The sequence below is a fragment of the Novosphingobium sp. 550D genome (genome assembly GCF_057401885.1).
In genome coordinates, this window is record NZ_CM171613.1 from 3,081,489 (window position 1) to 3,106,969 (window position 25,481).

21 protein-coding genes are annotated in these 25,481 nt (G+C 61.5%); 6 read left to right on the forward strand and 15 right to left on the reverse strand.

Going from position 1 to position 25,481, the window contains the following annotated elements; genetic code table 11:
• Positions 1-22: 22 nt before the first annotated feature.
• A complete protein-coding gene (locus AC2S2E_RS14600) occupies positions 23-484 on the forward strand; it encodes a DUF3237 domain-containing protein (RefSeq protein ID WP_476103145.1) in 462 nt (153 codons plus the stop codon).
• A 94-nt stretch (positions 485-578) separates the two neighbouring features.
• Here AC2S2E_RS14600 and AC2S2E_RS14605 read toward each other — a convergent pair whose 3' ends face one another.
• From AC2S2E_RS14605 to AC2S2E_RS14660, 12 genes are all read right to left on the reverse strand, one after another.
• Positions 579-2,207: an MFS transporter gene (locus tag AC2S2E_RS14605; protein WP_486522848.1), complete on the reverse strand. Its 1,629-nt coding sequence runs from the start codon at positions 2,205-2,207 to the stop codon at positions 579-581.
• A 124-nt stretch (positions 2,208-2,331) separates the two neighbouring features.
• Positions 2,332-2,703 (reverse strand): GtrA family protein, encoded by a 372-nt coding sequence (locus tag AC2S2E_RS14610; RefSeq protein WP_486522849.1) that lies wholly within the window; start codon positions 2,701-2,703, stop codon positions 2,332-2,334.
• Positions 2,703-3,647 carry a glycosyltransferase family 2 protein gene (locus AC2S2E_RS14615; protein WP_476103135.1) on the reverse strand — a complete coding sequence of 315 codons (945 nt, stop codon included), beginning with the start codon at positions 3,645-3,647 and terminating at the stop codon, positions 2,703-2,705. The genes AC2S2E_RS14610 and AC2S2E_RS14615 overlap by 1 nt, the downstream gene beginning before the upstream one ends.
• A gap of 15 nt (positions 3,648-3,662) precedes the next feature.
• Positions 3,663-4,616: an NAD-dependent epimerase/dehydratase family protein gene (locus tag AC2S2E_RS14620; protein WP_486522850.1), complete on the reverse strand. Its 954-nt coding sequence runs from the start codon at positions 4,614-4,616 to the stop codon at positions 3,663-3,665.
• Complete coding sequence (locus AC2S2E_RS14625) at positions 4,609-5,262, reverse strand: HAD family hydrolase (protein ID WP_486522851.1); 654 nt, start codon at positions 5,260-5,262, stop codon at positions 4,609-4,611. Before AC2S2E_RS14625 ends, AC2S2E_RS14620 begins: the two co-directional genes overlap by 8 nt.
• A gap of 4 nt (positions 5,263-5,266) precedes the next feature.
• The gene (locus tag AC2S2E_RS14630) at positions 5,267-7,150 is read right to left on the reverse strand and encodes a thiamine pyrophosphate-binding protein (protein ID WP_486522852.1); all 1,884 of its coding nucleotides are present in this window, start codon (positions 7,148-7,150) and stop codon (positions 5,267-5,269) included.
• Positions 7,151-7,155: 5 nt separating this feature from the next.
• Complete coding sequence (locus AC2S2E_RS14635; protein ID WP_486522853.1) at positions 7,156-7,959, reverse strand: aldolase/citrate lyase family protein; 804 nt, start codon at positions 7,957-7,959, stop codon at positions 7,156-7,158.
• Between the two features lie 56 nt (positions 7,960-8,015).
• Positions 8,016-9,407 (reverse strand): lipopolysaccharide biosynthesis protein RfbH, encoded by a 1,392-nt coding sequence (gene rfbH, locus AC2S2E_RS14640; protein WP_486522854.1) that lies wholly within the window; start codon positions 9,405-9,407, stop codon positions 8,016-8,018.
• A gap of 76 nt (positions 9,408-9,483) precedes the next feature.
• Positions 9,484-10,560, reverse strand: coding sequence for a CDP-glucose 4,6-dehydratase (rfbG, locus tag AC2S2E_RS14645; protein WP_486522855.1), 1,077 nt, complete (start codon positions 10,558-10,560; stop codon positions 9,484-9,486).
• 6 nt (positions 10,561-10,566) lie between these two features.
• Entirely contained in the window at positions 10,567-11,352 is a 786-nt protein-coding gene (rfbF, locus tag AC2S2E_RS14650) for a glucose-1-phosphate cytidylyltransferase (RefSeq protein WP_486522856.1), read from the reverse strand.
• A gap of 207 nt (positions 11,353-11,559) precedes the next feature.
• Positions 11,560-13,014, reverse strand: coding sequence for an MFS transporter (locus AC2S2E_RS14655; protein WP_486522857.1), 1,455 nt, complete (start codon positions 13,012-13,014; stop codon positions 11,560-11,562).
• 114 nt (positions 13,015-13,128) lie between these two features.
• Positions 13,129-15,039 (reverse strand): CocE/NonD family hydrolase, encoded by a 1,911-nt coding sequence (locus AC2S2E_RS14660; protein ID WP_486522858.1) that lies wholly within the window; start codon positions 15,037-15,039, stop codon positions 13,129-13,131.
• 350 nt (positions 15,040-15,389) lie between these two features.
• Between AC2S2E_RS14660 and AC2S2E_RS14665 the strand changes: the two genes are divergently transcribed.
• From AC2S2E_RS14665 to AC2S2E_RS14685, 5 genes are all read left to right on the forward strand, one after another.
• The gene (locus AC2S2E_RS14665; RefSeq protein WP_476103108.1) at positions 15,390-16,097 is read left to right on the forward strand and encodes a response regulator transcription factor; all 708 of its coding nucleotides are present in this window, start codon (positions 15,390-15,392) and stop codon (positions 16,095-16,097) included.
• Positions 16,098-16,129: 32 nt separating this feature from the next.
• Positions 16,130-17,407 carry an ATP-binding protein gene (locus AC2S2E_RS14670; RefSeq protein ID WP_486522859.1) on the forward strand — a complete coding sequence of 426 codons (1,278 nt, stop codon included), beginning with the start codon at positions 16,130-16,132 and terminating at the stop codon, positions 17,405-17,407.
• 131 nt (positions 17,408-17,538) lie between these two features.
• Positions 17,539-18,231, forward strand: a complete 693-nt coding sequence (locus AC2S2E_RS14675; protein ID WP_486522860.1) for a carbonic anhydrase — start codon at positions 17,539-17,541, stop codon at positions 18,229-18,231.
• Positions 18,228-19,742, forward strand: a complete 1,515-nt coding sequence (locus AC2S2E_RS14680) for a SulP family inorganic anion transporter (protein ID WP_486522861.1) — start codon at positions 18,228-18,230, stop codon at positions 19,740-19,742. The genes AC2S2E_RS14675 and AC2S2E_RS14680 overlap by 4 nt, the downstream gene beginning before the upstream one ends.
• Before the next feature lie 202 nt (positions 19,743-19,944).
• A complete protein-coding gene (locus tag AC2S2E_RS14685) occupies positions 19,945-23,295 on the forward strand; it encodes a trifunctional glycoside hydrolase family 18/polysaccharide deacetylase/glycosyltransferase family 2 protein (protein WP_486522862.1) in 3,351 nt (1,116 codons plus the stop codon).
• A gap of 221 nt (positions 23,296-23,516) precedes the next feature.
• Here the strand turns inward: AC2S2E_RS14685 and AC2S2E_RS14690 are convergent, their stop codons facing one another.
• From AC2S2E_RS14690 to AC2S2E_RS14700, 3 genes are all read right to left on the reverse strand, one after another.
• Positions 23,517-23,765, reverse strand: a complete 249-nt coding sequence (locus tag AC2S2E_RS14690) for an accessory factor UbiK family protein (protein ID WP_476103097.1) — start codon at positions 23,763-23,765, stop codon at positions 23,517-23,519.
• 112 nt (positions 23,766-23,877) lie between these two features.
• Positions 23,878-24,483 carry a TspO/MBR family protein gene (locus AC2S2E_RS14695; RefSeq protein WP_486522863.1) on the reverse strand — a complete coding sequence of 202 codons (606 nt, stop codon included), beginning with the start codon at positions 24,481-24,483 and terminating at the stop codon, positions 23,878-23,880.
• 189 nt (positions 24,484-24,672) lie between these two features.
• The gene (locus AC2S2E_RS14700) at positions 24,673-25,467 is read right to left on the reverse strand and encodes a TlyA family RNA methyltransferase (RefSeq protein WP_476103092.1); all 795 of its coding nucleotides are present in this window, start codon (positions 25,465-25,467) and stop codon (positions 24,673-24,675) included.
• Positions 25,468-25,481: the final 14 nt, after the last annotated feature.

Consider the following 25,481-nt stretch of genomic DNA (forward strand, 5'->3'; position numbering starts at 1 on the left):
ATAACAAAATGGGAGAGAATGGATGATCAAGCCTGAACTGGAATTCGTTTATGAAGCCACCGGCGAACTGGAACCGCCCCGCCCGATTGGCGAAACCTATGACGGCACGCGTCGGATCATTCCCATCATTGGCGGCGGGCGGGTCGAAGGGCCGCTGATCAAGGGCCGCCTGATCGGCAATGCCGCCGATTGGCAATTGACGCGGACCGATGGCGTAACCGTGGCCGATGCGATTTATGCCATCGAAACCGACGATGGCGCGGTGATCCAGATCCGCAACAAGGGCCTGCGCCACGGCCCGCCAGAAGTCATGCAACGGCTGGCCGCGGGCGAGGTGGTCGATCCGGCGGAATACTATTTCCGCACCGTGCCCGAATTCATCGCGCCAAAGGGGCCGTATGAATGGATGAACCGGTCGATCTTCATCTGCTCGGGCGCGCGCTATCCCTTGGGCATCAAATTGTGGGTGTGGCGGGTGGCGTAATGCGTTTTGCGTTCAGACTTCGCTGAACGCAAAACAACGCTCAAGCGCCGCGCGGTTTAGAGCCATTCGCAATGCCTAGCCATTGCGAATGGCTCTAAACCGGCTCCCCCGCCGCGCGAGCGCGGAGCAGGACCGCGCTCTCGTCCCCCCTCACCCGCATGGCCAATGCAATCAGCACCAGCACCAAAGGCACCGCCACCAGATTGATCGACAGGATCGCTGTCGCCAGATCGCCATGCGTGGCGTCCGAAATCATCCCCACAATATATGGCCCCACACCCAGCCCCGCGATGGTCATCACCACGATATAGGTCGAAGCCGTCAGCCCGCGCATCCGAGGCAGAACCTGATCATACATCACCGCATAAAGCGGCGGCATCCACATGGTCAGCACAAAACTGTACAGCACAAATCGCGTATAAAAGCCCCCGGCGTCGGGCGCATGATAGACCCATACCGCCAGACAGGGCGAAACCCCCATCGCGAACAAAGCCAACAGAACGCGCCCCACACCGGGCAATTTCTGCCCGGCCCAATCGGTCACCGGCCCGGCCACCATCGGCCCGACCACACCCAGCGCCGCCGAAAGCAGCCCGAATTGCAGACCTGTCTGCGCAGGCGTGAGGTGATAGGTTTTCATGAGAAACGCAGGCGTGAAGGCCATGCAGCCGTAATTGATCATGCTCTGCAACGATCCCGCCGCGATGCACAGGATCAATGAAGGGCTGCGCATCACGGCATAAGCAGGGCGGTCGGTCACGCGCACCGCCTGGACCAGATTGAGCGTGGCAAACAGGCCCAGCCCCACCACCGCCCATTGCAGCGTATGCGGCGACAGGCTGATAAACCCAAGGCCCAACAAAGGACGCGGGCTGAACGCCGCCCCCGCGCGGGCCAATGCCACCATCGCGCCAAGGATCAGCGCCGTGCCCAACAGGTTGACCGCCCACACCCGCGCCGAGGCCCCTCGCCGCGCCAGCATCACCCAGTTGGTAAAGGGCACGACCGCCATCAGGACTTCGAAAGAGGCGGCAAAGGGGCGCGGATCGGGCGGGGTCGTAATCCCTTCAATCGCCCCGCGCACCGGTTCGGCCAGACGCGAGAGCAGCCATGCCAAAGGCAAGCCCGGAATAGCCGCCAACAGGAAAGCGAACTGCCATCCGCGCAGCGCGAAAGGCGCACCCGATGCGGAAAAACGCCCATCCCACCAATCGGCCGCCACCCCGCCCAGCACGCTGGACAGGCCAAGCCCGATGGCAATCGCCGCCGCCATCACCGCCATGGCAAGGCCCCGCCGCGCCTTGGGGAAATAGTCATAGATCAGGCTGGTACCCGCAGGCTGGCTGGCCGCCTCGCCAATACCGACGCCAAGACGCGAGAGGGCAAGGAGGGCAAATCCGCTGGCGATCCCGGCCAATCCAGTGGCCAGCGACCAGAAAGCGATGCAGATGGCCAGCAGCCATGTCCGCCGCCAGCCATCGGCCAAACGCCCAAGAGGCAGCGAAAAGACCGCATAGAAAAGTGCAAAGACCGTGCCGTACAGCAGGCCCATTTCCGCGTCGCCAATGTTCAGATCATGTTTGATACGCGGGGAAAGGATCGCCAGAATGTTGCGGTCCAGCAGGCTGAGCAATTGCATCGCGCAGACCAGCAGCAGCGCATACCACCCACCCTGTGCCACGCGGGTTGATGAGGGCGCAATTCTCCCCGTCTGCATATGCATCTTGTCCTCTCTCCTCCGGTCTGGGCGGTTTGTCCGCTCCTTGGGTCTGTCCGGGTCTGGTGGGGAGGATAGCTGGGAGGCTTACCCTTGCCTAGAGAAAAAGAGACGTATTACTTACAATTTATCAGGCGCGAAAAACCAACCTTTTCAGCACGGCATAATTGAGCACCACGACCGCAAAGGTCGTCATCGCGCCCGCCAGATAGGGATCGGCAATGAAATGCGAGGCCAGTTTCAGCCCCGCCAGATTGATAAGGTAATTGCCCGCATAGGACAGCGCAAAGCGCATTTTCGCAGGGCCTGCCCCGGTAAACACCCCGCGCGAATAGGTGAAATAGTTGAACCCCGTGCCCAGCACATAGCCAATCGCCTGCGCCTCATAGCGGTCCAGCCCCAGCCAAATTAGGCCAGCATAAAGCCCATAGCCAAAGGCGGTGTTGATGACGCCCGCCACCAGAAAGCGGACAATCTCCACCGCCCGATCCCGCGAGATCATCAGTAATCCTCAGGAAAATTCACCCGCTCACGCTCCAACACCAAGGGCGTGCCGCGGGTGCGTTCCGAGATCTGGCGGATATGATCGCCCATCAGGCCCATAAAGCCGAAGATCAGCGCAAATTGCGCCTGAAGCACCATGCCGATCAGCCAACCCGCAATCGGACGCCCGGTGAAAAAGGCGATCCCCGCGCCCACCAGCATCAGGAAGGACACGATAGCGCCCAGCACGCTGAGATAGAGCGGCGCACGCAGCAGGCGTTTGGACGACCCCGTCAGGCCCGCAATCGCGAAATCGAGCAGGGTGAAGAAATTGTTCTTCGATTTGCCCCGCACCCGCGGCGGGCGAACATAGTTGATCGTTTCCAGCGGAAAGCCGGTTTCCACCAGAAGTCCGCGATAAAACGGCTCCGGCTCGTTCAGCGCCTTGATCGCATCGACCACGCGGCGGCTGTACAGGCCAAATCCGGTGGCATTGGGAATCGTCTGAAAATCGCCGAAATTCTTGGCCAGCCAATAGGACAGTGCACGGATCGCGGTCAGCATGAGGCCGGATTTCTCCGTCTCACGCACGCCCAGAACGATGTCGACGCCTTCCTGCCAACGACGCACAAAATAGGGCAGCAGTTCCGGACTGTCCTGAAAATCGGCGCACATGCCGATAACCGCGCGCCCCGCGGCCGCATAAATTCCATGGGTGGGCGAACGCATCTGGCCAAAATTGCGTGTGTTGGCAATCAGGCGGATGCGCGGGTCGCGCTGACACATCGCCTTGATGATCGGCACGGTGTTGTCGGTCGAATGGTTGTCAATAAAGATGATGTCAAAGCTGACGCCCAAAGGCTCCAATTGCTCAATGACGGCCTGCGCAATCGGGCCGGCGTTCATCTCTTCATTGTAACAGGGGATGACCACCGAAACATCAATGTCGGCACTGTTCGTCATGGATTACCTTCCCGCTCAGGCGGCGTGAGAGGAGCGTTGCGTCCACGCGATCATCTCGGCCACCTGCGCGGCCAGAGGAACGGGGGCAACGCCATATTCGGCAAGAAGCGCACGATAGGCCGCATCATCGCCGTGATAGATATCGGCGGGGCCGGTGGTGATGTCGGCACGGGCAACGGTTCCGCCTGCTTGCGCCGCCACCACGCCCGCGATCTCACCCAGTTCGAGCGCCTCGCCTCCGCTGTCAAAGCGCAGCACGCCATTGGGCGCCTGCAAGGCGGCGAACACAAGGCTCATCAATTCGCGGATGGCGACATAGGCCCGCACGACCTGACGGGGGGCACGCACCTCCACCGGGCGGGCGGACATGGCATCGGCCAGAAAGCTGGCAATGGCATAGGCGCCGGGCTTGTTGATATAGGGTCCGGTCAGGGCAAAAATGCGGGCGATCACCGCTCGTTTGCCCGCTGCATCGGCCCAAGCGGCGAACCGCTCCTCATCCTCACGCTTGAGCGAGCCGTAGAGACGCATCGCGGCGCTGGCCTCGGGATCGTCGGCTTTGGATGCCGCCCCGCTGCTGGCGACAAAAACCGCCTCGGCGCCGATGGGGTTCAGAGCCTTGAGCACCGCATCGCTGATCGCGCGGTTGGCGGCGACATAGGCGTCCTCGTCCATCGCCTCGGCGCGATCCTTGGTCAGGAACGCGGTGTGGAGAACAATCGTCGGCTCCTTGGGCAACCATGCCATATCGGCCAGCGGACGCTGCAACACCTGCGATCCGTCGGCAAGGCGCAGGGCGCGCGTGTTCGAACCAAAGGCCCGCACCCGCTTTTCAAACTTGTCCCCCAAAGCCGCCATCAACAGGTCGAGCGTCGCCAGACCAATCCAGCCCCCCGCCCCGGTGATGACGATGCGCCGCCCGTCCTCGACCAGCGCCTGTACCACCGAAGGTTCCAGCCCCTCAGCCATGGGCACGTTCCATCACCGCCTCGGCCAGCTTGCCAAAACAATCATAGCTCATTGCCGGGTCGGGTTGGTAATCAGGGTCGGCATAGCCATGCGTCAGGAACAGGAAAGGCATGCCGCGCGCATCGGCCACCGCATGGTCCAACTCGCTGTCGCCCACAAACAGACAATCGGCCGAAGAAGCGCCAAGATCGGCCAGCACCAGATCCAGCAGATCCGGCGCCGGTTTGGACGGCACGCCCGCCCGCGCCCCCACCACGCTTTTGAACAGCGGGGCAAGGCCGGTATCCTCCAGCACCTTGTCGACCAGATTCTGCGGCTTATTCGAACAGATCGCCAGCACGAAACCCTGACCATGCAATTGGTGCAGGCTGGTGGCTACATGGTTGAACAGCGTTTCGGCCCGCGTTTGCGTCACGGCATAACGGCGGCGGAATTCGGCCAGTTCGGCCGCCGCATCGCCGCAATCATCGCCCAGCAATGCCGCCACCATCTTTTGCCCGCCATGGCTCATCCACGGGCGGGCAAATTCGGGGTCGATGCGCCGCGAACTGCCGCGTTCGTGGAGCATGCCCTGCAGGATCTCGACACAGATCGCACAGCTGTCGACCAGCGTGCCGTCCAGATCAAAGATCAGATGGCGGCGCATAATTTTAACGCAATGTGGCGCAGGGCGCCATCGCTTCGGCCAATTCCTCGTCCGACAGGAAAGGCGAAAGATCCTCGAGCGGGGGCGAAACCATCGTGCCATCGGGCAAACGGCGGCTCGACAGCTTGGGTTCGAACTGCTGCGCTTTGTCGATCATCACTTCGCACAGCTGCGGCCCCTCGCCATCCAGCGTGGCGCGGATCGCGGCCGACAGATCCCCGTCCTTTTCGCAACGCGTGGCCGGAAAGCCGAAGCCCGCCGCCAAACGCGCGAAATCGGGGAAAGTCAGACCGCTGTCCGGGCCGCAGCCGACCGAGAAGCCCTTGAAATGGGCCACCTGCGACTGGCGGATCGAGTGATAGCCGTCATTGTTCAGCACGAAAATCTTGATCGGCAAACGCCCGCCCACGATGGTCTGCAATTCCTGCAGGTTCATCATGATCGAACCATCACCGGCAAGGCAGATGATCCGCTTGGGGGCATCACCAGGCTGTACCGCACCGAAATAGGCCCCGATCGCGCCGGGAAGATCATAGCCCATGCTGGCGCAGCCCGAATTGGTGTAGAGCCGCTGCCCTTGCTTCAGATCAGCGCATTGGAAGATCGTGACGCAGGCCGTACCATCGCCCGAAACGATGATGTCGCCCTCTTCCAACTCCTTGAACAACGCCTCGCCAAAGACATAGGGGTTGATCGGGCCGGTTTCGCTGCGGAATTCATCGCGCACGGTGGGATATTTCGCGGCCCGTTCACGGCTGCGCGCCAGATAGGCGGCGCGGTTTCCCGCCCCCGTTTCGGGCACGCCCAGCGCATCGACCGCATCAAAGAAATCACGCAGATCCGCATGGATCGCCCGGTGCAAATTGAGCGTCGGCTTGCCCAGCTCGGCCCGGTCAATGTCCACCATCGCCACCCGCGCATTGCGGGCAAAGCTCTGCCAGTTATAGCTGATCTGGCGGATGTTGAGGCGGCTGCCCAAAACCAGCACATAGTCGGCGCCCTGCACGGCGAAATTTCCGCCACGGTCGCCCACGCTGCCCGGACGGCCAACATAGAGCGGATGGGCATTGGGCAGCGCGTCATGCGCGTTCCAGCCCGTCACCACCGGCGCACCCAGCTGTTCAATCAGCGCGAGGAAACGTTCATGCGTGTTCGACAGGCGCACGCCTGCGCCGACAAACACCACGGGCCGCTCTGCTGCGCAGAATTCGCCCAACATTGCGCCAACCTCGGCCTGCAACGCATCACCCGTGAGCGCGCCGGTTTCGGCCGCATTGTTGGGCGCGTTCCATTCTGCGGCGGTGTCGATATCTGCCGCAGGATCAAATGCCTCCAGCGCATCGGGGTCCACCGGAGCCGCCTGAACGTCGATGGGAACATCGATCCACACCGGACCGGGGCGACCACGCGTGGCCAGATAGATCGCCTTTTCCACCACCTTGCGCGCCTGTGCCGGGTCTTGCAGCCCGACGGCATATTTGGTGACGGGTCGCACCATGGCGACAATATCGACTTCCTGATCGCCCAACTGGCGCAGCGGGATATGCGGAAAATTGCCCGCGATTGTCTCACGCTTTACTTGCCCCGACACCACGATCATCGGGATCGAATCGACATAGGCGCCATAGACGCCATTAAGCGTGTTCACGCCCCCCGGCCCCGTGGTGACATTCACCAGCGCAGGTTTACCACACAGGCGCGCATAGCTTTCCGCCGCAATGGCGCTGGCCTGCTCGTGGTGGTTGAAAATCTTGCGCAGCCCCTCTTCGCGCCCAAAGGCGTCGTTGAGATGCATGGCCCCGCCGCCCGTCAGCATGAAGCAGTCGGAAACACCGCTTTGCACCAACAGGCGGGCGATCAGGTCGGCGACCCGGATAGTTTCAGCCATAATGGTTACACGGGCTCGGCGGTCTTGGCGGTGGCCTGACGCGCTTCCATCATGGCGATGCGGGCCGCGTCTTCCTCGGCGATACCGCGATAGAAATCGCGCTTGTTTTTGAGCCAGAGCAGTTCGAACTCAATCGCCAGCTCCATGCCCGCCTGCGCGCGCCCATCTTCGACCACGGCGGCGTCGAACACGACCTTGCGCGTTTCAAAGCGGTCGAGACGATGCGCCCGGGCACCCGCCAGCAGCGGCACCGAATCCGGGCTGACCCCGCCGCCCACGACCAGTTCAAGGCCCCGTTCCTGCGCCACCTTGGCCACGGCATTGACATAGCCGGCCATCGCATCGCTGTTCACGAACGAACGGTCATGGCCCAGCGAGCCGGCGAAATCGACGCGGCCAAACACGAAACCAACGCTGCCGCCCTGCGCCACTTCGCCCAGCTTCTCGAGAGCTTCGAAGGTCGTGACCGTTTCCACATTGAACAGGAAGGACATATCCGCCTGCTCATCCTTGGGGAAAATCTTGTCCTTGGCCGCAATGAACTTGGTCAGCGCATAGGGCGTTTCGACCATGGGCGCGATGACGTAGTCGACGCCATACTGGCGCGCCTCGATCAGGTCGCGGATCGCCTCGCAACCGCCGATTTTGAGCGCCACCTTCAAACCGGCGCGACGCGCCAATTCGAGCAAGCGCAGGAATTCATCGCTGCGCGTGCCTTCGGCTTCGAACTCGGCCTTGACCGAGACAAAGCCATACTTGGCCGCGCCCTCAGTCAGAATCGCCAACATGCGTTTTTCGTATGCGTTCACGTCTAAACCTCTTCGGCTGGCTTTTCCGACCCGGCCCGTATCAAAATATTGCTGACTTAGCCCTTAGCCGATCCGTAATGATCCGCAAGGAACACGCCAAGCTGCTCGGCGGTATAACTAAGGTGATCGTCCGTCAAACCCGGATAGATGCCCAACCAGAAAGTATGGGTCGTCACCAGATCGGCGTTCGACAGATCACCCACCACCCGAACGTTGCGCCCCTTCATATAGGGTTGATGCAAGAGGTTGCCGCCAAACAACAAACGGGTGCCGATCTTCTTCTCGTTCAGGAACTGGACGAGTTGTTCACGGTCGATGCCGGTTTCGGGGCGGATGGTGATGGGATAACCGAACCATGACGGTTCGCTGCGCGCGGTCGCCTGCGGCAGGATGAAGACATCCTCCATCGGCTTCAAAAGCTCGGTCAGCTTGGCAAAATTGCGCTGACGGGCGGTGATGAAGCCGTCAAGACGGTCCAACTGCGCCAGACCGACGGCGGCCTGCATGTCGGTGATTTTCAGATTATAACCAACGTGGCCATAGGTATACTTGTGGTCATAACCATGGGGCAAGGTGCCCAGCTTGCGGTTGAACCGCTTGCCGCAGGTGTTGTCCTGACCCGGCGCGCACCAGCAATCGCGGCCCCAGTCGCGGATCGATTCGACCACACGCTTCAAACGCGGCTTGTCGGTGAACACCGCGCCGCCCTCGCCCATGGTGATGTGATGCGCAGGGTAAAAGGACAGCGTGCCCAGATGGCCGAACGTGCCTACATTCTTGCCATCGAACGTCGCGCCCAAGGCGTCGCACGTGTCTTCGACCACCCACAGGTTATACTTTTCAGCAACGCGCATCACTTCGGCAATGTCAAAGGGATTGCCCAGAGTATGGGCGATCATGATGGCGCGGGTCTTTTCCGAAACCGCCGCTTCGATCATCTCGGGCTTGATGTTATAGGTCGGGATGTCGCAATCGACGAAAACCGGAACCAGCCCATATTGCAGCGAAGGGTTAACCGTGGTCGGAAAACCCGTTGCCACGGTGATGACTTCGTCACCCGCCTTCAACGCATCGCCGCGATGATAATGCGAGGTCAACGCCGCCAGAGCCAGCAGATTGGCCGACGAACCCGAATTGGTCGTCAACGCATGGGCCACGCCCAAACGTTCGGCCAGCTTTTCCTCGAACACCGCATTGTAACGCCCCGTGGTCAGCCACATGTCGAGGCTGGCATCCACCAGATTGCGCAATTCACCCTCGCCCACGACCTTGCCGGACACCGGCACAACGCTTTCACCGGGCAGAAACGCGCGGGGGGAATGATAACGGCGTGCATATTCCTCGGACAGGCCAAGGATCAGTTCGCGCAATTGCCCTTCGTCGCTGCCCTTGACCATATCCGCAACGGCGGATGAAAGGTCGAGCATGGGGTTATCGATGGTGGCCATGGAATCTGTCTGCCTGTAAACTGTCTTCTGAAAATTTCAGACGTGTTGAAACATTTTTGATCGGGATGAAACGATTTTAGCGCCGGGTGAAGGCCGCGCGGTAATCCGACAGTTGCGCCAATGAGATCGCCTGCGCATCGCCGCCTTGCGCAACCCCTTTATGCCATTCGACAATCCGGTTCAGCGCCTCACCCAAACCCCATGCCGGACGCCAGCCCAGATAGTTGCGCGCCTTGGCGCAATCCAGCTTGAGGATCTTGGCCTCATGGGGGCCGGAAACCTGTTCGGGCTGATCCCAACCGGCATCGCCCCAGCTTTGCGTGATGCGATCCGCGATCCAGTGGACGGGCTGCGTATCATCATCGGCGGGACCGAAATTCCAGCCCTCTGCCGCCCACGCCTCGCCCTTGGCCAGCGTTTCGGCGATCATTAAATAGCCGCCCAAGGCTTCAAGAACATGCTGCCAGGGGCGGATCGAATGGGGCGAACGGATCAGCGGACGCTCCCCCGCGATCAGCGCACGGATGATGTCGGGCACCAACCGGTCAAGCGCCCAGTCGCCCCCACCGATCACATTGCCCGCCCGCACAGAGGCCAACAGCGGCGTACCCTCGCCGGAAAAGAAACTGCGCCGATAGGCCGCGATCACCAGTTCGGCCGCCCCCTTGCTGGCCGAATAGGGATCATGCCCGCCCATCGGATCACTCTCGCGATAGGGCCAGACCCATTCGCGGTTCTCATACGCCTTGTCCGAAGTGATCGCGACAATCGCGCGCAAATTCGGCGCGCGGCGGCACGCGTCAAGAACGTGGACCGTGCCCTGAACATTGGTGGCAAAGGTTTCCACCGGCGTGTCATAGGACAGGCGCACCAAAGGCTGCGCGGCCAGATGGAACACCACCTCCGGGTCGGCCTGCGCCACGGCGGCCTCGACCACGGCCATGTCGCGAATGTCACCCTCGATATGGGTAAGCAGACGCTCGACCCCGGCCTGACGGAACAGGCTGATCTCCTCGGCGGGCAGCGACAGGCCCGTCACCACCGCGCCCATCTGATGCAGCCAGAGCGCCAGCCAGCTGCCCTTAAAGCCCGTATGCCCGGTCAACAGAACCCGGCGACCGGCCCAAAAGGCAGGATCATGCACAACCGCCACGATCGCTTACCACTTCTTCCACGGCGCATTCCCCTGCGCCCAGAGCCGCTCGAGATGCTGCTTATCCCGCAACGTATCCATCGGTTGCCAGAAACCGTCATGGCGGAAAGCCACCAGCTCGCCCGTGCTGGCCAGCGTTTCGAGCGGATAATCCTCCCAAACCTGATCCGGCCCGGCGATCAGATCGATCACGGACGGGTCCAGCACGAAAAAGCCGCCGTTGATGAGACCGCCATCGCCCGCGGGCTTTTCTTTGAAGCTGGTGACTTCATGCCCGCCCGAGCCTGAGCCAAATTCCAACGCGCCAAACCGGCCCGGAGGCGCCACGGCGGCAATCGTCGCCTTCTTGCCATGCGCGCGGTGAAAGGCCAGTTCGGCGGTAATATCGATGTCCGAAACGCCATCGCCATAGGTAAAGCAGAAAGGCTCACCGTCGGTCAGGAAGCGGCGCACGCCCCACAGGCGGCCGCCCGTCTGCGCCGTCGGCCCGGTATCGACCAGAGTCACCGTCCACGGCTCGCTCTTGGCTTCGTGAACGGTCATCTTGTTATTGGCAAGATCGATGGTCACATCGGCGGCGTGAAGGAAGTAATTGGCGAAAAATTCCTTGATGACATAGCCTTTGTAACCAAGACAGATGATGAAGTCATTGACGCCATGGGCGGCATAGATCTTCATGATATGCCACAGGATCGGCATACCACCCACTTCAACCATCGGTTTGGGACGGCTCGACGTTTCTTCGCCCAGCCGCGTTCCCAAACCACCCGCTAGAATTACTGCCTTGGTCAAGTGACCCCCGAAAAAGTTGATCAGGTGAAATTTCAGGACGTAAAAAGTCGCATGGCGCCATGGGCCGCTTGCCCCGCAAGGTCAAGCGCTGTGCCCATTACCGTCCACCAAGCTCACCACGATCCGCGCAACATTTCTATAGACCTGCGACAGATTGCGATAGGCCCATCGGCGCCCCCCATGCGGTCAAATTGAGACATTATCGGGTCAATGGGCGGTCGGATCGCCCCCGGTCAGGCTGGCCCCGGCATTGCGGGCAAAGGACAGGTTGGGGATGATCGCGGTGAAACTGATCGCGGCGATGATCCAGAAGGCCAGAGCACAATCGCGCAATTGGGGGTGCTGTACGCCATGGGCCGCCGTGCTGATCTGAAGGATCGTAGCCGCCATACAAACGCCCAGCGACAATGTGAGCTGCTGAAACGTCGTATAAAAACTGGTGGCGCGGCTCATTTCGTCGGGCGCCAGACCGTCATAGGCGATGGTGTTATAGGCGGTAAACTGAAACGACATCAGGAAACCGGCCAGAACCAGCACGCCCCAGATCGCCCATTCCGGCCATTGCGGTGAGAAAAAGCCGCAGGAAGCATAGACCAGCGTCCCTGCCGCCCCCATCAGCGTCAATCCATTGCGAAAGCCCAGCCGCCGAAGGACCGGCCCGGCCAGCCCCTTCATCACAATCGACCCCACCGCCGTCGCCAATGTTATCGTGCCCGAACGCGCCGCCGAAAAGCCGAAACCATATTGCACCATCAAGGCCAGCAGAAAGGGCTGTGCACCCTGAAGCAGGCGGCTGATCGAACCGGCGATCCATGACAGGCGGAAATTGCGATGACGCAGCAGGCCGAAATCCATGATCGGCGCCGGATGCCGCCGCGCATGCGCCCAGTAGGCCAGCGCCATGGCCACGCCCAACCCCAAAGGCAGCAAAGCCGCCGCCCCGGCATGCATCGGCCCCGCGGTTTCAAACCCGATCATCAACGCGGCCAAAGCCACCGCCGACAGGACAAAACCCACGCCATCAAACACCGGCGGCACTTCGGATCGCACATCGGGAATGTTGCGCCACACCAGAATGAGCGCCAACGCCGCGATGGGAATATTGATCCAGAAAATCGCCCGCCAATGCATATAGGTGACGATAAATCCACCCAGCGGCGGCCCCAGAATCGTGCCCATCAATCCGGGCATCAGCATCCAGCTGGTCGCATTGACCAAGTCCTTGGGCGGAACAGTGCGCAGCATGACCAGACGGCCGACAGGCAACATCATTGCCCCGCCGATCCCTTGCAGAAACCGCGCCGCCGCCATGGTTTCCAGCCCCTGCGTCAATGCCGAACCCAAAGACCCCATCGCAAATACGCCGATCGCCGCGCTGAACACCCGGCGCGCGCCGAAACGATCCGCCATATAGCCCGACACCGGAACAAACACCGCCAAGGCCAGAAGATAGGATGTCACCGTCACCGACAAGGCGGGCGGGCGCACCCCGAAATCGCGCGCAATCGTGGGCAAGGCCGTGGTCAGAACCGTGCCGTCGAACTGTTCCATAAACAGGGCCGAAGCCACGATCAGGCCGATCAGGCGATAATCGCTGGTGCCGCCTGCATCGGTTTCGTGATCAAGGGCTGCATCAGCCGCCGGGGGAGTCGTTTGCTGCATCAGCGAAGGGCTCTAGGCCGATGGTCGAGGGTGGGCAAGTGCGAGACAGCCCCGCCCTTGGTCGATCATCCGACAGGCGAAAGAGGGCGGGTTGAACCGCCCTCCCCCCCCGCATCAATCCTTGGCAATGGGCAACAGGACCGCGCTGGCCATCGCGCCGCCGCGCTGGATGCTTTGCGTGGCGGGTTTGTAGTCGCTGGCCCGCGCGTTGAAGATATTGGCGACATAGGTCTGCGGATTGCGATCATAGAGCGGGAACAGGCTGGATTGCACCTGCACCATCAGGCGGTGTCCGGGCAGCAGCACATGGTTGATATGCGGCAATTCAAAGCGGACATTTTCGACCTTGCCCGGCTTCCACGGCGCGGGCGCGGAAAAGCTGTGGACATAGCGCCCACGGAAAATCTCGATCCCCAGCGGCAGTTCGAAACCGGGGTTGGCTGGCTTGGCCCCCTGCGATGCGGCCTCGGGCGTTGTATCGGGGGCAACGTCGATCAATTTCACCACCCAGTCGGAATCGGTACCGGTGGTGGCTGCATAGAGGTCAACCTTGGGTGCCCCCTTGATATGCAGCGGCTTGTCCAGCGGCGCGCTTTTGTAGGTCAGCACATCGGGGCGATCTTCGACAAAGCGTTGGTCATGGACCAGCCATGTCGTCCATTGCTTGCGGTCGGCCATGGACAGCGGGCGCGGCATAAAGGGCACCGGATGGGCCGGGTCGGAAACATAATCATCATGCCCGGCCGCCCCCGGCGTGAAGGACAGGCCGCCGCCCGCCCCCAGATAAAGCGGCGTCATCTTCGCATCGTCCCAGCTTTGCGAAACCTCCCACTGGTTCGCGCCCGTGGCATAGGTCAGCACCGGCGGCGTATGCGGATCGGGTGCGTCTTTGAGCCAGTGATCAAAGAAAGGCTTGAGCCATTTCACGCGGAATTCATGGGCCGTGTCGCCGGTGAACGTAACATCGCCCAATTCATAGCCATAGTGATTGACCCCGGAATGCCGCCACGGCCCGATCACCAGTGAGAGCTTGTCATTGCCGGTATCCTTTGGCTCCAGCGCGCGATAGACGGCGGGGGCGCCATAGGAATCCTCCTGATCCCACTGTCCAACGACCAGCATGGTCGGCACAGCGAGAGGCCGTGCAGCCAGCCATTTGTCCACCGCCTGAAGCGACCAGAACGGGGTATAGGCCGGGTTCTCCATCAGTTTGCGCACGCCGGGGATATTTTCGATGCCCCATTTGCGCGCGAAATCGCCGGCCGATCCCGCCTCCAGATAGGCGGTGTAATCATCGCCGCTCCCACGCGGGATCTTGGCATCATTGTCGCCCTTGCCCACGCTCATATCGACCATATAGTCGAAGCTGTTGACTCGGAACGCGCCATTGTGGAACCAGTCATCGCCCATCCAGCCATCGACCATCGGGCTTTGCGGCACGGCGGCTTTCAACGCAGGGTGCGGGTTGATCAGCGCCATCAACGAGGTAAAGCCTAGATAGGAACTGCCGATGATGCCGACCTTGCCGTTGCTCTCGGGCGTGTTCTTTACCAGCCAGTCGATAGTGTCATAGGCGTCGGTCGCCTCATCGATTCCTGTGTTGTTCAAAGGCCCGACGATAGGGCGGTTGAGAACCCAATCCCCCTCGGACTTATGCATGCCGCGAATGTCCTGATAGACGCGGATATAGCCGTCCTCGGCAAATTCGGCATCCATCGCGGGCAGGATTTCGGTGATCTTCTGGCTGGCCGTGCGGGTGACGTCGCCATGGGCGTTATAGGGGCTGCGCGAGATCAGTATGGGGGCGTTCTTCGTCCCCTTCTTGAACACGATGGCGGTATAGAGTTTTGTCCCGTCGCGCATCGGGATCATCACTTCGCGGCGGACGAAATCGGCATCGGCGCGCACCGCGTCATAGGATTTGACCACATCGGGGGTCATCGGTGTCACAGCATTTTGCGCCGCCAATGGCGCTGCAAGAGCGAAGGCAAGGGCAACCATCGCGCCGGAACGAAGCAATTTCATGGGAACAGACCTTTTGTGCAAATGCAATGGGGCCAGCATGTCGCCAATCGCCCGCAGGGGCAAGACAGTGCCCCGGCGCCTGAGAAACATTTTAACACAATTCGGCACTTATCGCGCAAACTGGGCCGCTTAGATGGCGTTCATCCCATCCGGGGGGATGGCAATCACTCCCCCAAATGGAATGACATTCACAGGTTCCGGCCGTCCGATCCCCAAGAACCCTCCAGCGGCCGGTTCATGCCGCAGGCGCCAATCCATCCGCGCCTGCCCCTTGCGATCGGGGCAAGAGGTCTTTACCTCGCGCCCCGATCGCCTTTACTGTTTCCAGACAGAGGCTGGGCCAAAGAACAATGAGTGCAAAATCCATTCTGCTTGTCGAAGACGATCCTGCGCTGCGCCTTTTGACGGCGCGGGCGCTGCGTGCCAATGGCTATGACGTGCGCACCGCCGGAACCGGCGCGGAAATGTGGGTGATGCTGGACAGCGCGCCGGCGGACCTTATCGTGCTGGACATCATGTTGCCCGGCACGACGGGGATCGAGTTGTTCCGCAAATTGCGCAAGGAATCCGACACGCCGGTAATCTTCGTCTCCGCGCGAGGCAGCGAGGAAGACCGCGTTCTGGGCCTTGAACTGGGCGCGGACGATTATCTGGCGAAACCGTTCAGCACGCGTGAGTTGATCGCCCGCATTGGCGCGGTCCTGCGCCGGGGCGGCAGCGAGGAAGAACGCGCGACGAGCCAGCGGATGCTCTCGTTTGAAGGTTGGACACTTTCCCTTTCGCGCCATGAATTGCGTTCACCCGAAGGCGCATTGGTCGATTTGACCGGCGCTGAATTCGATCTTCTGGCCACTTTCCTTGGCCAGCCCCAGCGCGTCATCGGGCGTCAGCGCCTGATCGAATTGTCGCGCACGCGCCTGTCCGACAGTTCAGACCGCAGCATCGACGTATTGGTCAGCCGCCTGCGCCGGAAATTGTCCAATTCCAGCGGACAGGCCCCAATCGCCACCGTGCGCGGCATCGGCTATATGTTCACCGCCGAGGTCACCCGCCATTGACCTGGCTTCGCGCCCTTGGTTTGCCTGCGCGCATGCTGGCCATTCTGGCGGCGGTGATGCTGGTGGATATTAGCGCGAACGCAATCCTGTTCGAACGCGCCAATGAATTCGCGCTCGAGGCCGAGGAGGCCGACAGTCTGGCCGATCGACTGGCGATTGCGGGGCGCATTCTTGACGAAAACGCCCCGGCCCGCCGCGAATCTTTGGCCAAGGAATTGAGCAGCCCGGCCCTGAAGATCCGGTGGAAACCCAAAGGCGCGGATCGCCCCTTGGCCGCGCTCGATCTGGGCACGCTTCAGAAACAGTTGATCGCCTATCAGCCGGAATTGATCCAGTATCGGCTGCAACTGCACCTCGCCCCACTTCACGCGCGGCATGAAGTCGATGGCACCATGGTGCTGAGCGATAATTCACTGGTGACTTTCCATAGCGAGGCGCGCGACATCTTTGCCCTGCGCGCGGGTTATGTTCTGCGCATTCTGTTGCCGACCTTGTTGCTGGTGCCACTGGCGTGGTTTCTGGTCTATGCCTCGCTGCGCCCGCTGCGGCGTCTGGTGCGGGCAAGCCGCCATGTCGGCACACCTCACGCCCGCCCCATCCCCATGGATGGTCCGGGCGAAGTGCGCGAATTGATCGGCGCCTTTAACACGATGCAGCGGCGCATCGACGATTTGCTCGACGCCAATACGCAGACGATGCTGGCCATTGGCCATGACATGCGCACGCCGCTGGCGCGGATGCAATTGCGGTTGGACGGCGTGCCGATGGACACTGAAGAACGCGACGCTTTGGACGCGGACCTGTCGGAAATGCGCGATCTGCTCGCCTCGCTCCAGGATTTTGTCGCATTGGACGAACCCGGCCCCGCCAAAGAGCCGGTCGATCTGGCCGCGATGGCGCAAACGCTGGTCGATGGGGCGCAGGATCGCGGATATCCCGCCGAATATGAAGGGCCGGACCGGCTGATCGTCATGGCGCGGTCGGTGTCGCTGCGTCGATCCATGTCCAATCTGATTGAAAACGCGCTGCATTATGGCGGCAATGTGATGGTGCGGGTTTCCACGGAAAAAGGCGCTGTCTTTGTAACAATCGAGGATGATGGCCCCGGCATTCCCGAAGAACATCTGGGCAAGGTTCTCCAGCCCTTCATCCGTTTGGACACCGCGCGAACTCGCGACACTGCGGGCATGGGCCTTGGTTTACCCATTGTTGTCAGATCTTTACGCAGCGAAGGGGCCAACCTCATCTTGGCCAATCGACCCGAAGGTGGCTTGCGCGCGGTCATCCACATGCCCCAACCTGCAATGTAAACCATTCATCAAAGGGCAAGATTTCAGCAACACTTCCTTACACAGGCGCGCGGTCATAGCAAAATCGGCCACCTACATTGATCACATTGGCCCTCCTTCCATGGCGGGCGAAAGATCAAAAAGGTGTGACCATGAACGAACTGATTGGCCGCGTATTCAGCTTTGAAAAGACCACTTTTCCGGCCAGTGGCGAATTGTTCAACAAGCTGACCACCCATGGGCAGAGCCCCAAGGCGCTGATGATTTCCTGCGCCGATTCGCGCATCGTGCCCGAACAGATCCTTCAGGCCCAGCCCGGCGACCTGTTCGTATGCCGCAACGCCGGCAACATGGTGCCCAGCTATGGCACCCAGCTTGGCGGCGTGTCGGCAACGGTCGAATATGCGGTTGCGGCGCTTGGCGTGCGTGACATCATCGTTTGCGGCCACTCGGACTGCGGCGCGATGAAGGCGCTGTCGAACCCGGTTGGTCTGGAACGCATGCCCAACGTAAAGGCATGGCTGGAACATGGCGCGGCGGCCGAACATATCGTTTCGACCTGCAAGAGCCATCTCAAGGATGCTGACCGGGTCCGCGCAGTGACGCTGGAAAACATCATTGCCCAGATTTCGCATCTGCGTACCCACCCCTCGGTCGCCGCGGCGATCGCCAAAGGTGAAATGGCGCTCCACGGCTGGTTCGTGGACATTCATGCCGGACACGTGCTGGGTCTTGATGGTGACACCGGCCACTTTGTGCCTCTGCGCGAAGATGCCGAACTGCCTGTCGCGCTCCCCGCTTCGCGCCGGATCGCTGAAGAACCCGTTGCGGAGGCCGCAGAATGAGCCAAGACGCACAAAAAAGCGGGATCGGCGCGTTTCTGGCGCGCGATTTCACCGCTTCGATTGTCGTCTTTCTGGTGGCAATGCCCTTGTGCATGGGCATTGCCATCGCCTCTGGCGTGCCGCCTGAGAAGGGTCTGGTAACGGGCCTGATCGGCGGCATCGTCGTGGGCGCGCTGGCCGGTTCGCCTTTGCAGGTGTCGGGTCCGGCGGCCGGTCTGGCGGTGATCGTTTTCGAATTCGTGCGCGACCATGGGCTTTCCGCCCTTGGTCCGATGCTCGTTCTGGCCGGGGCCATTCAGTTGGTCGCAGGCGTTGCGCGTCTGGGCGGCCTGTTCCGTTCGATCAGCCCGGCTGTCGTTCACGGCATGCTGGCGGGGATCGGCGCCCTGATCGTGCTGGGGCAATTCCACATTCTGTTCGACGCCAAGCCGATGTCGAACGGCTTGGCCAATCTTGCCGCTATTCCCGGCCGCGTGCTGGGCCTGTCGTCGGACATTCGCGCCGATGAAATGGCGCTGGGCCTCGGCCTGACCACCATTCTGGTGATGCTGGCATGGGAAAAGTGGCGTCCTAAAAAGCTTGCTCTGGTTCCCGGCGCTCTGCTGGGCGTGGGTGCGGCAACGATCATCGCGGCCAGCTTTGGTCTGAACGTGACGCGCATTGCGGTGCCGGAATCGCTGGCGGCGGCCTTTGGTACGCCGGGCGCGGGCTTCTTTGCCCCGCTGTCGAACCCGGCCATCATTACGGCTGCCATCGCCATCGCCTTTATCGCCAGCGCCGAAACGCTGCTGTCGGCGGCGGCGGTTGACCGGATGCATGACGGCGTTCGCACCAATTATAACAAGGAACTGTGGGCGCAGGGCGTGGGCAACATGCTGTGCGGTCTGGTCGGCGCCTTGCCGATGACGGGCGTGATCGTGCGTTCGTCGGCCAATGTGCAGGCCGGTGCCATGACGCGCCTTTCGGCGATCCTGCACGGCGTATGGATCCTGGCCTTTGTGGCTTTGCTCCCCTGGTTGCTGCGTGAAGTGCCGATGGCGGCTCTGGGCGGCGTGCTGGTCGTGACCGGCTGGCGTCTGGTCAGCCTCAAGCATGTCACGCATCTGTTCCACAGCTATGGCGTGATCCCGGCGGCAATCTGGGTCGTCACCTTCGCTCTGGTCGTGGGCAAGGATCTGCTGACGGGCGTGATTGCGGGCCTCCTGCTCTCGCTGGTCGAACTGATCCCGCTGGCCAAGGGGCTGAAGCTGGGCGTGGAAGAAAAGCACACCGACGAAGGGCACCATGTTGCGCTTCAAGGTTCGGCAACCTTCCTCAGCCTGACCAAACTGACCAACCGTCTGGAAGCCGTCCCGAGCGACCGCGCGGTGCACCTCGACCTCAAGGATGTGCATGGCATCGATCACACCACGGCCGAAATGCTGGGCGAATGGATCGCGCGGCGTCGGCGTGGCGGTTCGGCGGTCCGGTTGAGCGGGCCTGATCCGGTCCTCAAAAACCTCGCCGCCTGATCCTTTTTCAAACCGGCCAACATCGCCCCGCTTGGGTCCGCGCCATCGGCGCCCGCCCAAGGGGGGCTTTTTGTTGTTCTGGGGATGAATGATCCACCGCGTGATTTCCGCGGCTTTGCGCAAACGGTTGGCGATGCTAAAGGCGATAGAAAGGGCGTTCGCGATGAAACGCCTGTCTTCGCAGCGTAAAGGTGGGCGGCACTTGGCCAGACCAGTATTTTTCGATCCCTCGGGGCGCCGCCGGCGCTGGACGCGGCGGTTGACGTTTTTCGGGCTGATCGCTCTGGTCATCGGCGCAATCGCCTTTGCCACGACCGTGGTGCATATTCCGGCGCCCTCGCCGCTGCCGCTGGGGTTTGAACGGCGCAGCGCTCTGCCCATGCGAACACAGGTCTCGCGCCTGTCGCATTCCTTCTCGCGCATGTTCAGCGCGCCGCCCAAACAGCGCGCGAACAGCAAGGGGCAATCGATCACGGTTGCCTTCTATTCGAACTGGTCGGATGCTTCGGCGCCCTCGCTGCTGCGCCATATCAACCAGATCGACTGGGTCGCGCCGACCTCGCTCAACATCGACCGTGCCGGCAAACTGCATGTCAGCGAGGATCGTCCGCTGCGGCGCATCCTGCTGTCGGCGCTGCACCGCCCGCTGGTTGTGCCGGTGTTGCAGAATGTCGATGATGACGGCTTTTCCCGCCCCGCCGCTGAGGCATTGTTTGCCAGCAAGGCCAAGCGCAAGGCGTTGATCGCGCAATTGATCGACTATCTGAAAAAGTCGGGCGATGCGGGCATCATCTTTGACTTTGAAGACCTCTCGCCGTCCGACATCCCCGCCTATCGCGCCATGATTGCCGAGGTGGAAAAGGCGCTGGACAAGACCGGGCAGGTTGTGGCCGTGACGCTGCCGATGGAGGGCGATGGCTGGTCGCCTTCGCAATTTGCCGCCGTGGCCGACAAAATCATCCTGATGGCCTATGACGAACATTGGGCCAGCGGACAGCCCGGCCCGATTGCGTCGAACAACTGGTTCGCGACCAAGGTGCGCAAGGCCATCGGCAACATGCCCGCCGACAAGGTCATCATCGCGCTGGGTTCCTATGCCTATGACTGGCACCCGGACGCCAGCGGCAAAACCGGCGCGGAAAGCCTGACCGTCGAAGAAGCATGGCTCTCGGCCCACGATTCCGCCGCCACGCCCACCTATGACAAGGCCAGCGGCAACACCGGCTTCTCCTTTCTGGAAAATGGCCAGCGCCATGACGTGTGGATGATCGATGCCGCGGCCAGCTGGAACCAGATGCGTATCCTGTCGCAGCTGGGCGTCGGCAATATCGCGCTCTGGCGTTTGGGGACCGAAGATCCGGGCTTCTGGCAGGCGCTGCAAAGTTGGCGCAATGGGAACAAGCAGAACCCTTTTCCCGACCTGAGCCATATTGCCCAGACCGCCAATGCCGACGTTGAGGGCGCGGGCGAAATCCTGCGCATCACATCCACCCCCAGCGAAGGTGACCGCAAGCTGGCCTTTGACCCCAAGACCGGGCTGGTTTCCTCGCTGACCTATGACCGCCTGCCCACACCGTATAAGGTGCAGCGGACGGGCTATTCAGAAAAGAAGGTTGCTTTGACCTTTGACGACGGGCCGGATGAAATCTGGACGCCGCAAATCCTGTCGATCCTTGAACAGTACAAGGTGCCGGCCACTTTTTTTATCATTGGTGAGAATGGGGTGTCCCAGCGCGCCTTGCTGCAACGCATGGTGGCATCGGGGATGGAGATCGGGAACCATTCCTATACCCACCCCAACATGGCCAATTCATCGAAAACCGGCATCCGGCTTGAATTGAACGCGACGCAGCGCTTGGTCGAAGCCTATACCGGGCGCTCGATGCGCCTGTTCCGCGCGCCCTATTTCGGGGACGCCGAACCCACGACCGCCGACGAACTGGTGCCCGCCCAAATTGCGCAGGAACACGGCTATACCGTCGTGGGCCTGCACGTCGATCCCGATGACTGGATGCGACCCGGCGTCCAGCATATCGTCGATTCCACACTGGCGCAGGTCAAGGAAGGGCGTCCGGCCTATTCGGGCAATATCATCCTGCTCCACGATGGCGGCGGCGACCGTGAACAGACCGTGGCGGCCCTGCCCGGCATCATTGTCGCGCTGCGTCAACAGGGGTATCAATTCGTCTCGGTGGCCGAACTGGCCGGATTGACCGCCGATCAAGTGATGCCGCCGGTCAAGGGCTATGACCTCTTGGCGGTGCGGGCCGACGTTTTCGCCTTTACCACCATCGGGCTGATGATTGTGGTGCTGAACTGGTCCTTCTTCTTTGCCATCGCGCTGGGCGTGCTGCGTTCGGTGACGCTGGTCGGGCTGGCCCTGTTGCCGGCCAAGCGCAAGGCGCCAACGCCCGACGCCACGTTCCGGCCCAAGGTGACGGTGATCATCCCTTGTTTCAACGAAGAGAAGGTGATCGAGAGCAGCGTCAACCGCATCCTTGAATCGACCTATCCCTATCTGGATGTGATCGTCGCGGATGACGGGTCCAAGGACGGGACCAGCGCCATCGTCACCGAGAAATTCGGCGACAACCCGCGTGTCAAGCTGATGACCTTGGTCAATGGCGGCAAGGCCAGCGCGCTGAACAAGGCGTTGAAGGAAGCCACGGGCGAGATCATCGTCGCGCTGGACGCCGATACGCAGTTTGAAAAAGAAACGATCCTGCGCCTTGTCCGCTGGTTCATCGATCCCAAGATCGGCGCGGTGGCGGGCAATGCCAAGGTGGGCAACCGCGTCAATCTGGTCACCCGCTGGCAGGCGGTGGAATATACCACGGCCCAGAATATCGAGCGCCGCGCCCTGACCCGTTTTGACGCGATCATGGTGGTGCCGGGCGCCGTTGGCGCGTGGCGGCGCAGCGCATTGGAAAGCGTGGGCGGCTATCCCGAAGACACGCTGGCCGAGGATCAGGATCTGACCATCGCCATCCAGCGCAAAAAGTGGAAGGTCGCCTATGACGAGGATGCCGTGGCATGGACCGAGGCGCCCGAAACCTTTGGCGCTTTGTCCAAACAACGCTTCCGCTGGTCCTATGGCACGCTGCAATGCCTGTGGAAGCATCGCAAAATCATGCGCCGGGGTAAGCCGGGGGGCCTCGCCTTCATCGGCGTGCCGCAGGCATGGGTATTCCAGATTCTGTTTGCCGTTCTTTCGCCCGCCATCGACCTTGCGCTGGTCGTCTCGGTCATGGGCACGATCACCCGCGTGATCCAGCACGGTTGGGCCCAGACGCAGACCGACGTCTTGCGCATGGCGGTCTATTGGGCGGCGTTTTCGTCGATCGACCTTGTGTGCGGCTGGATTGCCTATCGGTTGGACGTGCGTGACAAGAAGTTCCGCCCGTTCCTGCTGCTGGCCCAGCGCTTTGTCTATCGCCAGTTGATGTATTCGGTGGTGATCCGCGCCGTATCCGCCGCCGTGCGCGGTGTCGGCACCGGTTGGGGCAAGCTGGAGCGGACGGGCCGCGTGTCGGCGCCGGAGGGCGGTGTTTAATCTGACGGTGGGCGGGGGTGATCCTCGCCCATACGTGGCAGGCTGCGCATACCCTTGGTTCGGCTGGTCAGATGATAGTGCCGACAAATGGCGCAGCGATAGGGGCGAAGCGTTATTGCGGCCTTCAAGGCGACCTCGATCGCCGCGGCCTCGCTATCAAAACGGCGCTTGCGCGCGCAGATGCCGGGGCGGGTGCGCATAACGGCCCCGCCCTTCCAACCTTAACCGCCGATCTTGGCTTCGAGCGCGGCCAGCTTTTCCTTCAGCACTTCGACTTCTTCGCGAGCCGTGGCGGCCATGGCCTTGACCGTGTCGAATTCCTCGCGGCTGACGAAATCAAGACCGCCAAAGGCTTCACGGAAACGTTCACGCGCCGAATCGCGAGCCTCACGCGTGGCCCCGGCAAAGGTTCCCGCTGCGCTGTTCATCAGCTTCACGAAATCGGCAAGGAAGGGGTTTTCGCTCTGCATGGCGCGTTTTTCCGTATCTGTAATCCGCGGCCCCCTGCCCGTATGACAAAGGTGTCCGATGGACGCCTAGATGGCGCGCAAAGCCGCAAGGATCAAGGGGCGGGTCTAAATTCTAAAGCTGAATATGCACCACTTCAGGCGCCTGACCGCCATCGGCATCAGGGTTGAGCGCCAGAAATTGCCAGTTCAAAACGCTGGCGAACAAGACCCACGCCAGATAGGGCACCAACAGCCCCGCCGCCACCGGCCGCACGCGCCAGAACATTGCGATCACCGCGATCAGCGAGACAGCCATCGCCACGATGATCCCCATGGCCAGCGCAATCCGGTGCATCCCGAAAAACACCGGCGACCACGCCATATTCAGCACCAGATGGGCCGCGAAAAGCGCAATCGCCGCCCCGCGCCCGGGCGCGCCGCGCGCCGTAACGACAATGGCCAGCGCCACGCCCATCAACACATAAAGCGTGGTCCACACAATCGGAAAGGCCAGCGGCGGCGGATAAATGCCCGGCTTGACCAAAGAGGCGAACCACGGATTGTCCGGCCCGGAAAATGACACGCTGGCCGACAGAAAGCCGAGCAGGTTGATCCCCGGCACCAGCACCAGCACCCAACGCGCCAGTCCCGCCCGCAATTGACCCGAGGAGGCAATTTCCGTCATCTTCGTCCAGAACCCCGTCACATCGCCGCTGCGCCGCCCAATGCCGCGCCGCATCCATTTTCACCATCTTGGCCAAAAGGCCTTTCAATCCGCCTAATTTCCCGCACCGCATGATTCGCGACATGCCCATGCGCCTTGTGGCGGGCGCAAAGTGCCCATGCAATGGCGCGAAAGCATGCTGTTCCGAAACGGAGCCAATTGCGTAAAACCACTTGCCTCACGGTTAACAAACCGCTTACCCGATTAACTCTCTGCTTTTTCCGTAACCTGCTCTATCCCGGCCTCTGCGCTGCGATAGGCGGAAATCAGGAATTCGACATTGCCTTCCGGCCCCGTGATCGGGCTTTCCACAATGCCCTGTACGATAAAGCCAAGACCCTCGACCCAGACGCGCACTTCCTCGCACACGCGGGCATGAAGTGCCGGGTCACGCACCACCCCGCCCTTGCCCACTTCGCCGCGCCCGACCTCAAATTGCGGTTTGATCAGGGCGACGAGACGGCACTGCGGCGCGGCAAGGCGAAGCGGAACCTCCAGAACTTTCGACAGACCGATGAAGGACGCATCGCACACCACCCACGTACAGGGCGCGTCGATCTCCGCCTCGGTCAGGATGCGCGCCGATGTCTGTTCCAGAACCGTGACGCGCGGGTCCTGGCGCAATTTCCACGCCAGTTGATTGGTGCCGGAATCAACCGCAAACACCCGCTCGGCCCCATGGGTCAGCAACACATCGGTAAAGCCCCCGGTCGAGCTGCCAATATCCATCGCGGTCACGCCGGTCGGATCGAGTTCGAAATGCTTGATCGCATGGGCCAGCTTGATCCCCCCCCGCGAAACCCACGGATGATCGCGCCCACGCGTTTCCAGCGGCGCATCCTGCGCAATCTGCTGCCCCGGCTTGGCAATCTTGGTCTCGCCGCTGAACACCAATCCGGCCAGCACCAGCGCGCTGGCCCTGCTGCGGCTTTCGGCAAGGCCGCGATCGACCAGCAATTGATCGACGCGAATTTTGGCGGGCTTTTTGGAACTGTTCATCGTCTCGGTTCTGT

Bases quoted from the DNA above. Each gene is read 5' to 3' on its own strand.
- AC2S2E_RS14600 (WP_476103145.1), top strand. From the start codon at position 23: ATGATCAAGCCTGAACTGGAATTCGTTTATGAAGCCACCGGCGAACTG.
- AC2S2E_RS14605 (WP_486522848.1), bottom strand. From the start codon at position 2,207: ATGCATATGCAGACGGGGAGAATTGCGCCCTCATCAACCCGCGTGGCA.
- AC2S2E_RS14610 (WP_486522849.1), bottom strand. From the start codon at position 2,703: ATGATCTCGCGGGATCGGGCGGTGGAGATTGTCCGCTTTCTGGTGGCG.
- AC2S2E_RS14615 (WP_476103135.1), bottom strand. From the start codon at position 3,647: ATGACGAACAGTGCCGACATTGATGTTTCGGTGGTCATCCCCTGTTAC.
- AC2S2E_RS14620 (WP_486522850.1), bottom strand. From the start codon at position 4,616: ATGGCTGAGGGGCTGGAACCTTCGGTGGTACAGGCGCTGGTCGAGGAC.
- AC2S2E_RS14625 (WP_486522851.1), bottom strand. From the start codon at position 5,262: ATGCGCCGCCATCTGATCTTTGATCTGGACGGCACGCTGGTCGACAGC.
- AC2S2E_RS14630 (WP_486522852.1), bottom strand. From the start codon at position 7,150: ATGGCTGAAACTATCCGGGTCGCCGACCTGATCGCCCGCCTGTTGGTG.
- rfbH (WP_486522854.1), bottom strand. From the start codon at position 9,407: ATGGCCACCATCGATAACCCCATGCTCGACCTTTCATCCGCCGTTGCG.
- AC2S2E_RS14655 (WP_486522857.1), bottom strand. From the start codon at position 13,014: ATGCAGCAAACGACTCCCCCGGCGGCTGATGCAGCCCTTGATCACGAA.
- AC2S2E_RS14660 (WP_486522858.1), bottom strand. From the start codon at position 15,039: ATGAAATTGCTTCGTTCCGGCGCGATGGTTGCCCTTGCCTTCGCTCTT.
- AC2S2E_RS14665 (WP_476103108.1), top strand. From the start codon at position 15,390: ATGAGTGCAAAATCCATTCTGCTTGTCGAAGACGATCCTGCGCTGCGC.
- AC2S2E_RS14670 (WP_486522859.1), top strand. From the start codon at position 16,130: ATGCTGGCCATTCTGGCGGCGGTGATGCTGGTGGATATTAGCGCGAAC.
- AC2S2E_RS14675 (WP_486522860.1), top strand. From the start codon at position 17,539: ATGAACGAACTGATTGGCCGCGTATTCAGCTTTGAAAAGACCACTTTT.
- AC2S2E_RS14680 (WP_486522861.1), top strand. From the start codon at position 18,228: ATGAGCCAAGACGCACAAAAAAGCGGGATCGGCGCGTTTCTGGCGCGC.
- AC2S2E_RS14690 (WP_476103097.1), bottom strand. From the start codon at position 23,765: ATGCAGAGCGAAAACCCCTTCCTTGCCGATTTCGTGAAGCTGATGAAC.
- AC2S2E_RS14695 (WP_486522863.1), bottom strand. From the start codon at position 24,483: ATGCGGCGCGGCATTGGGCGGCGCAGCGGCGATGTGACGGGGTTCTGG.
- AC2S2E_RS14700 (WP_476103092.1), bottom strand. From the start codon at position 25,467: ATGAACAGTTCCAAAAAGCCCGCCAAAATTCGCGTCGATCAATTGCTG.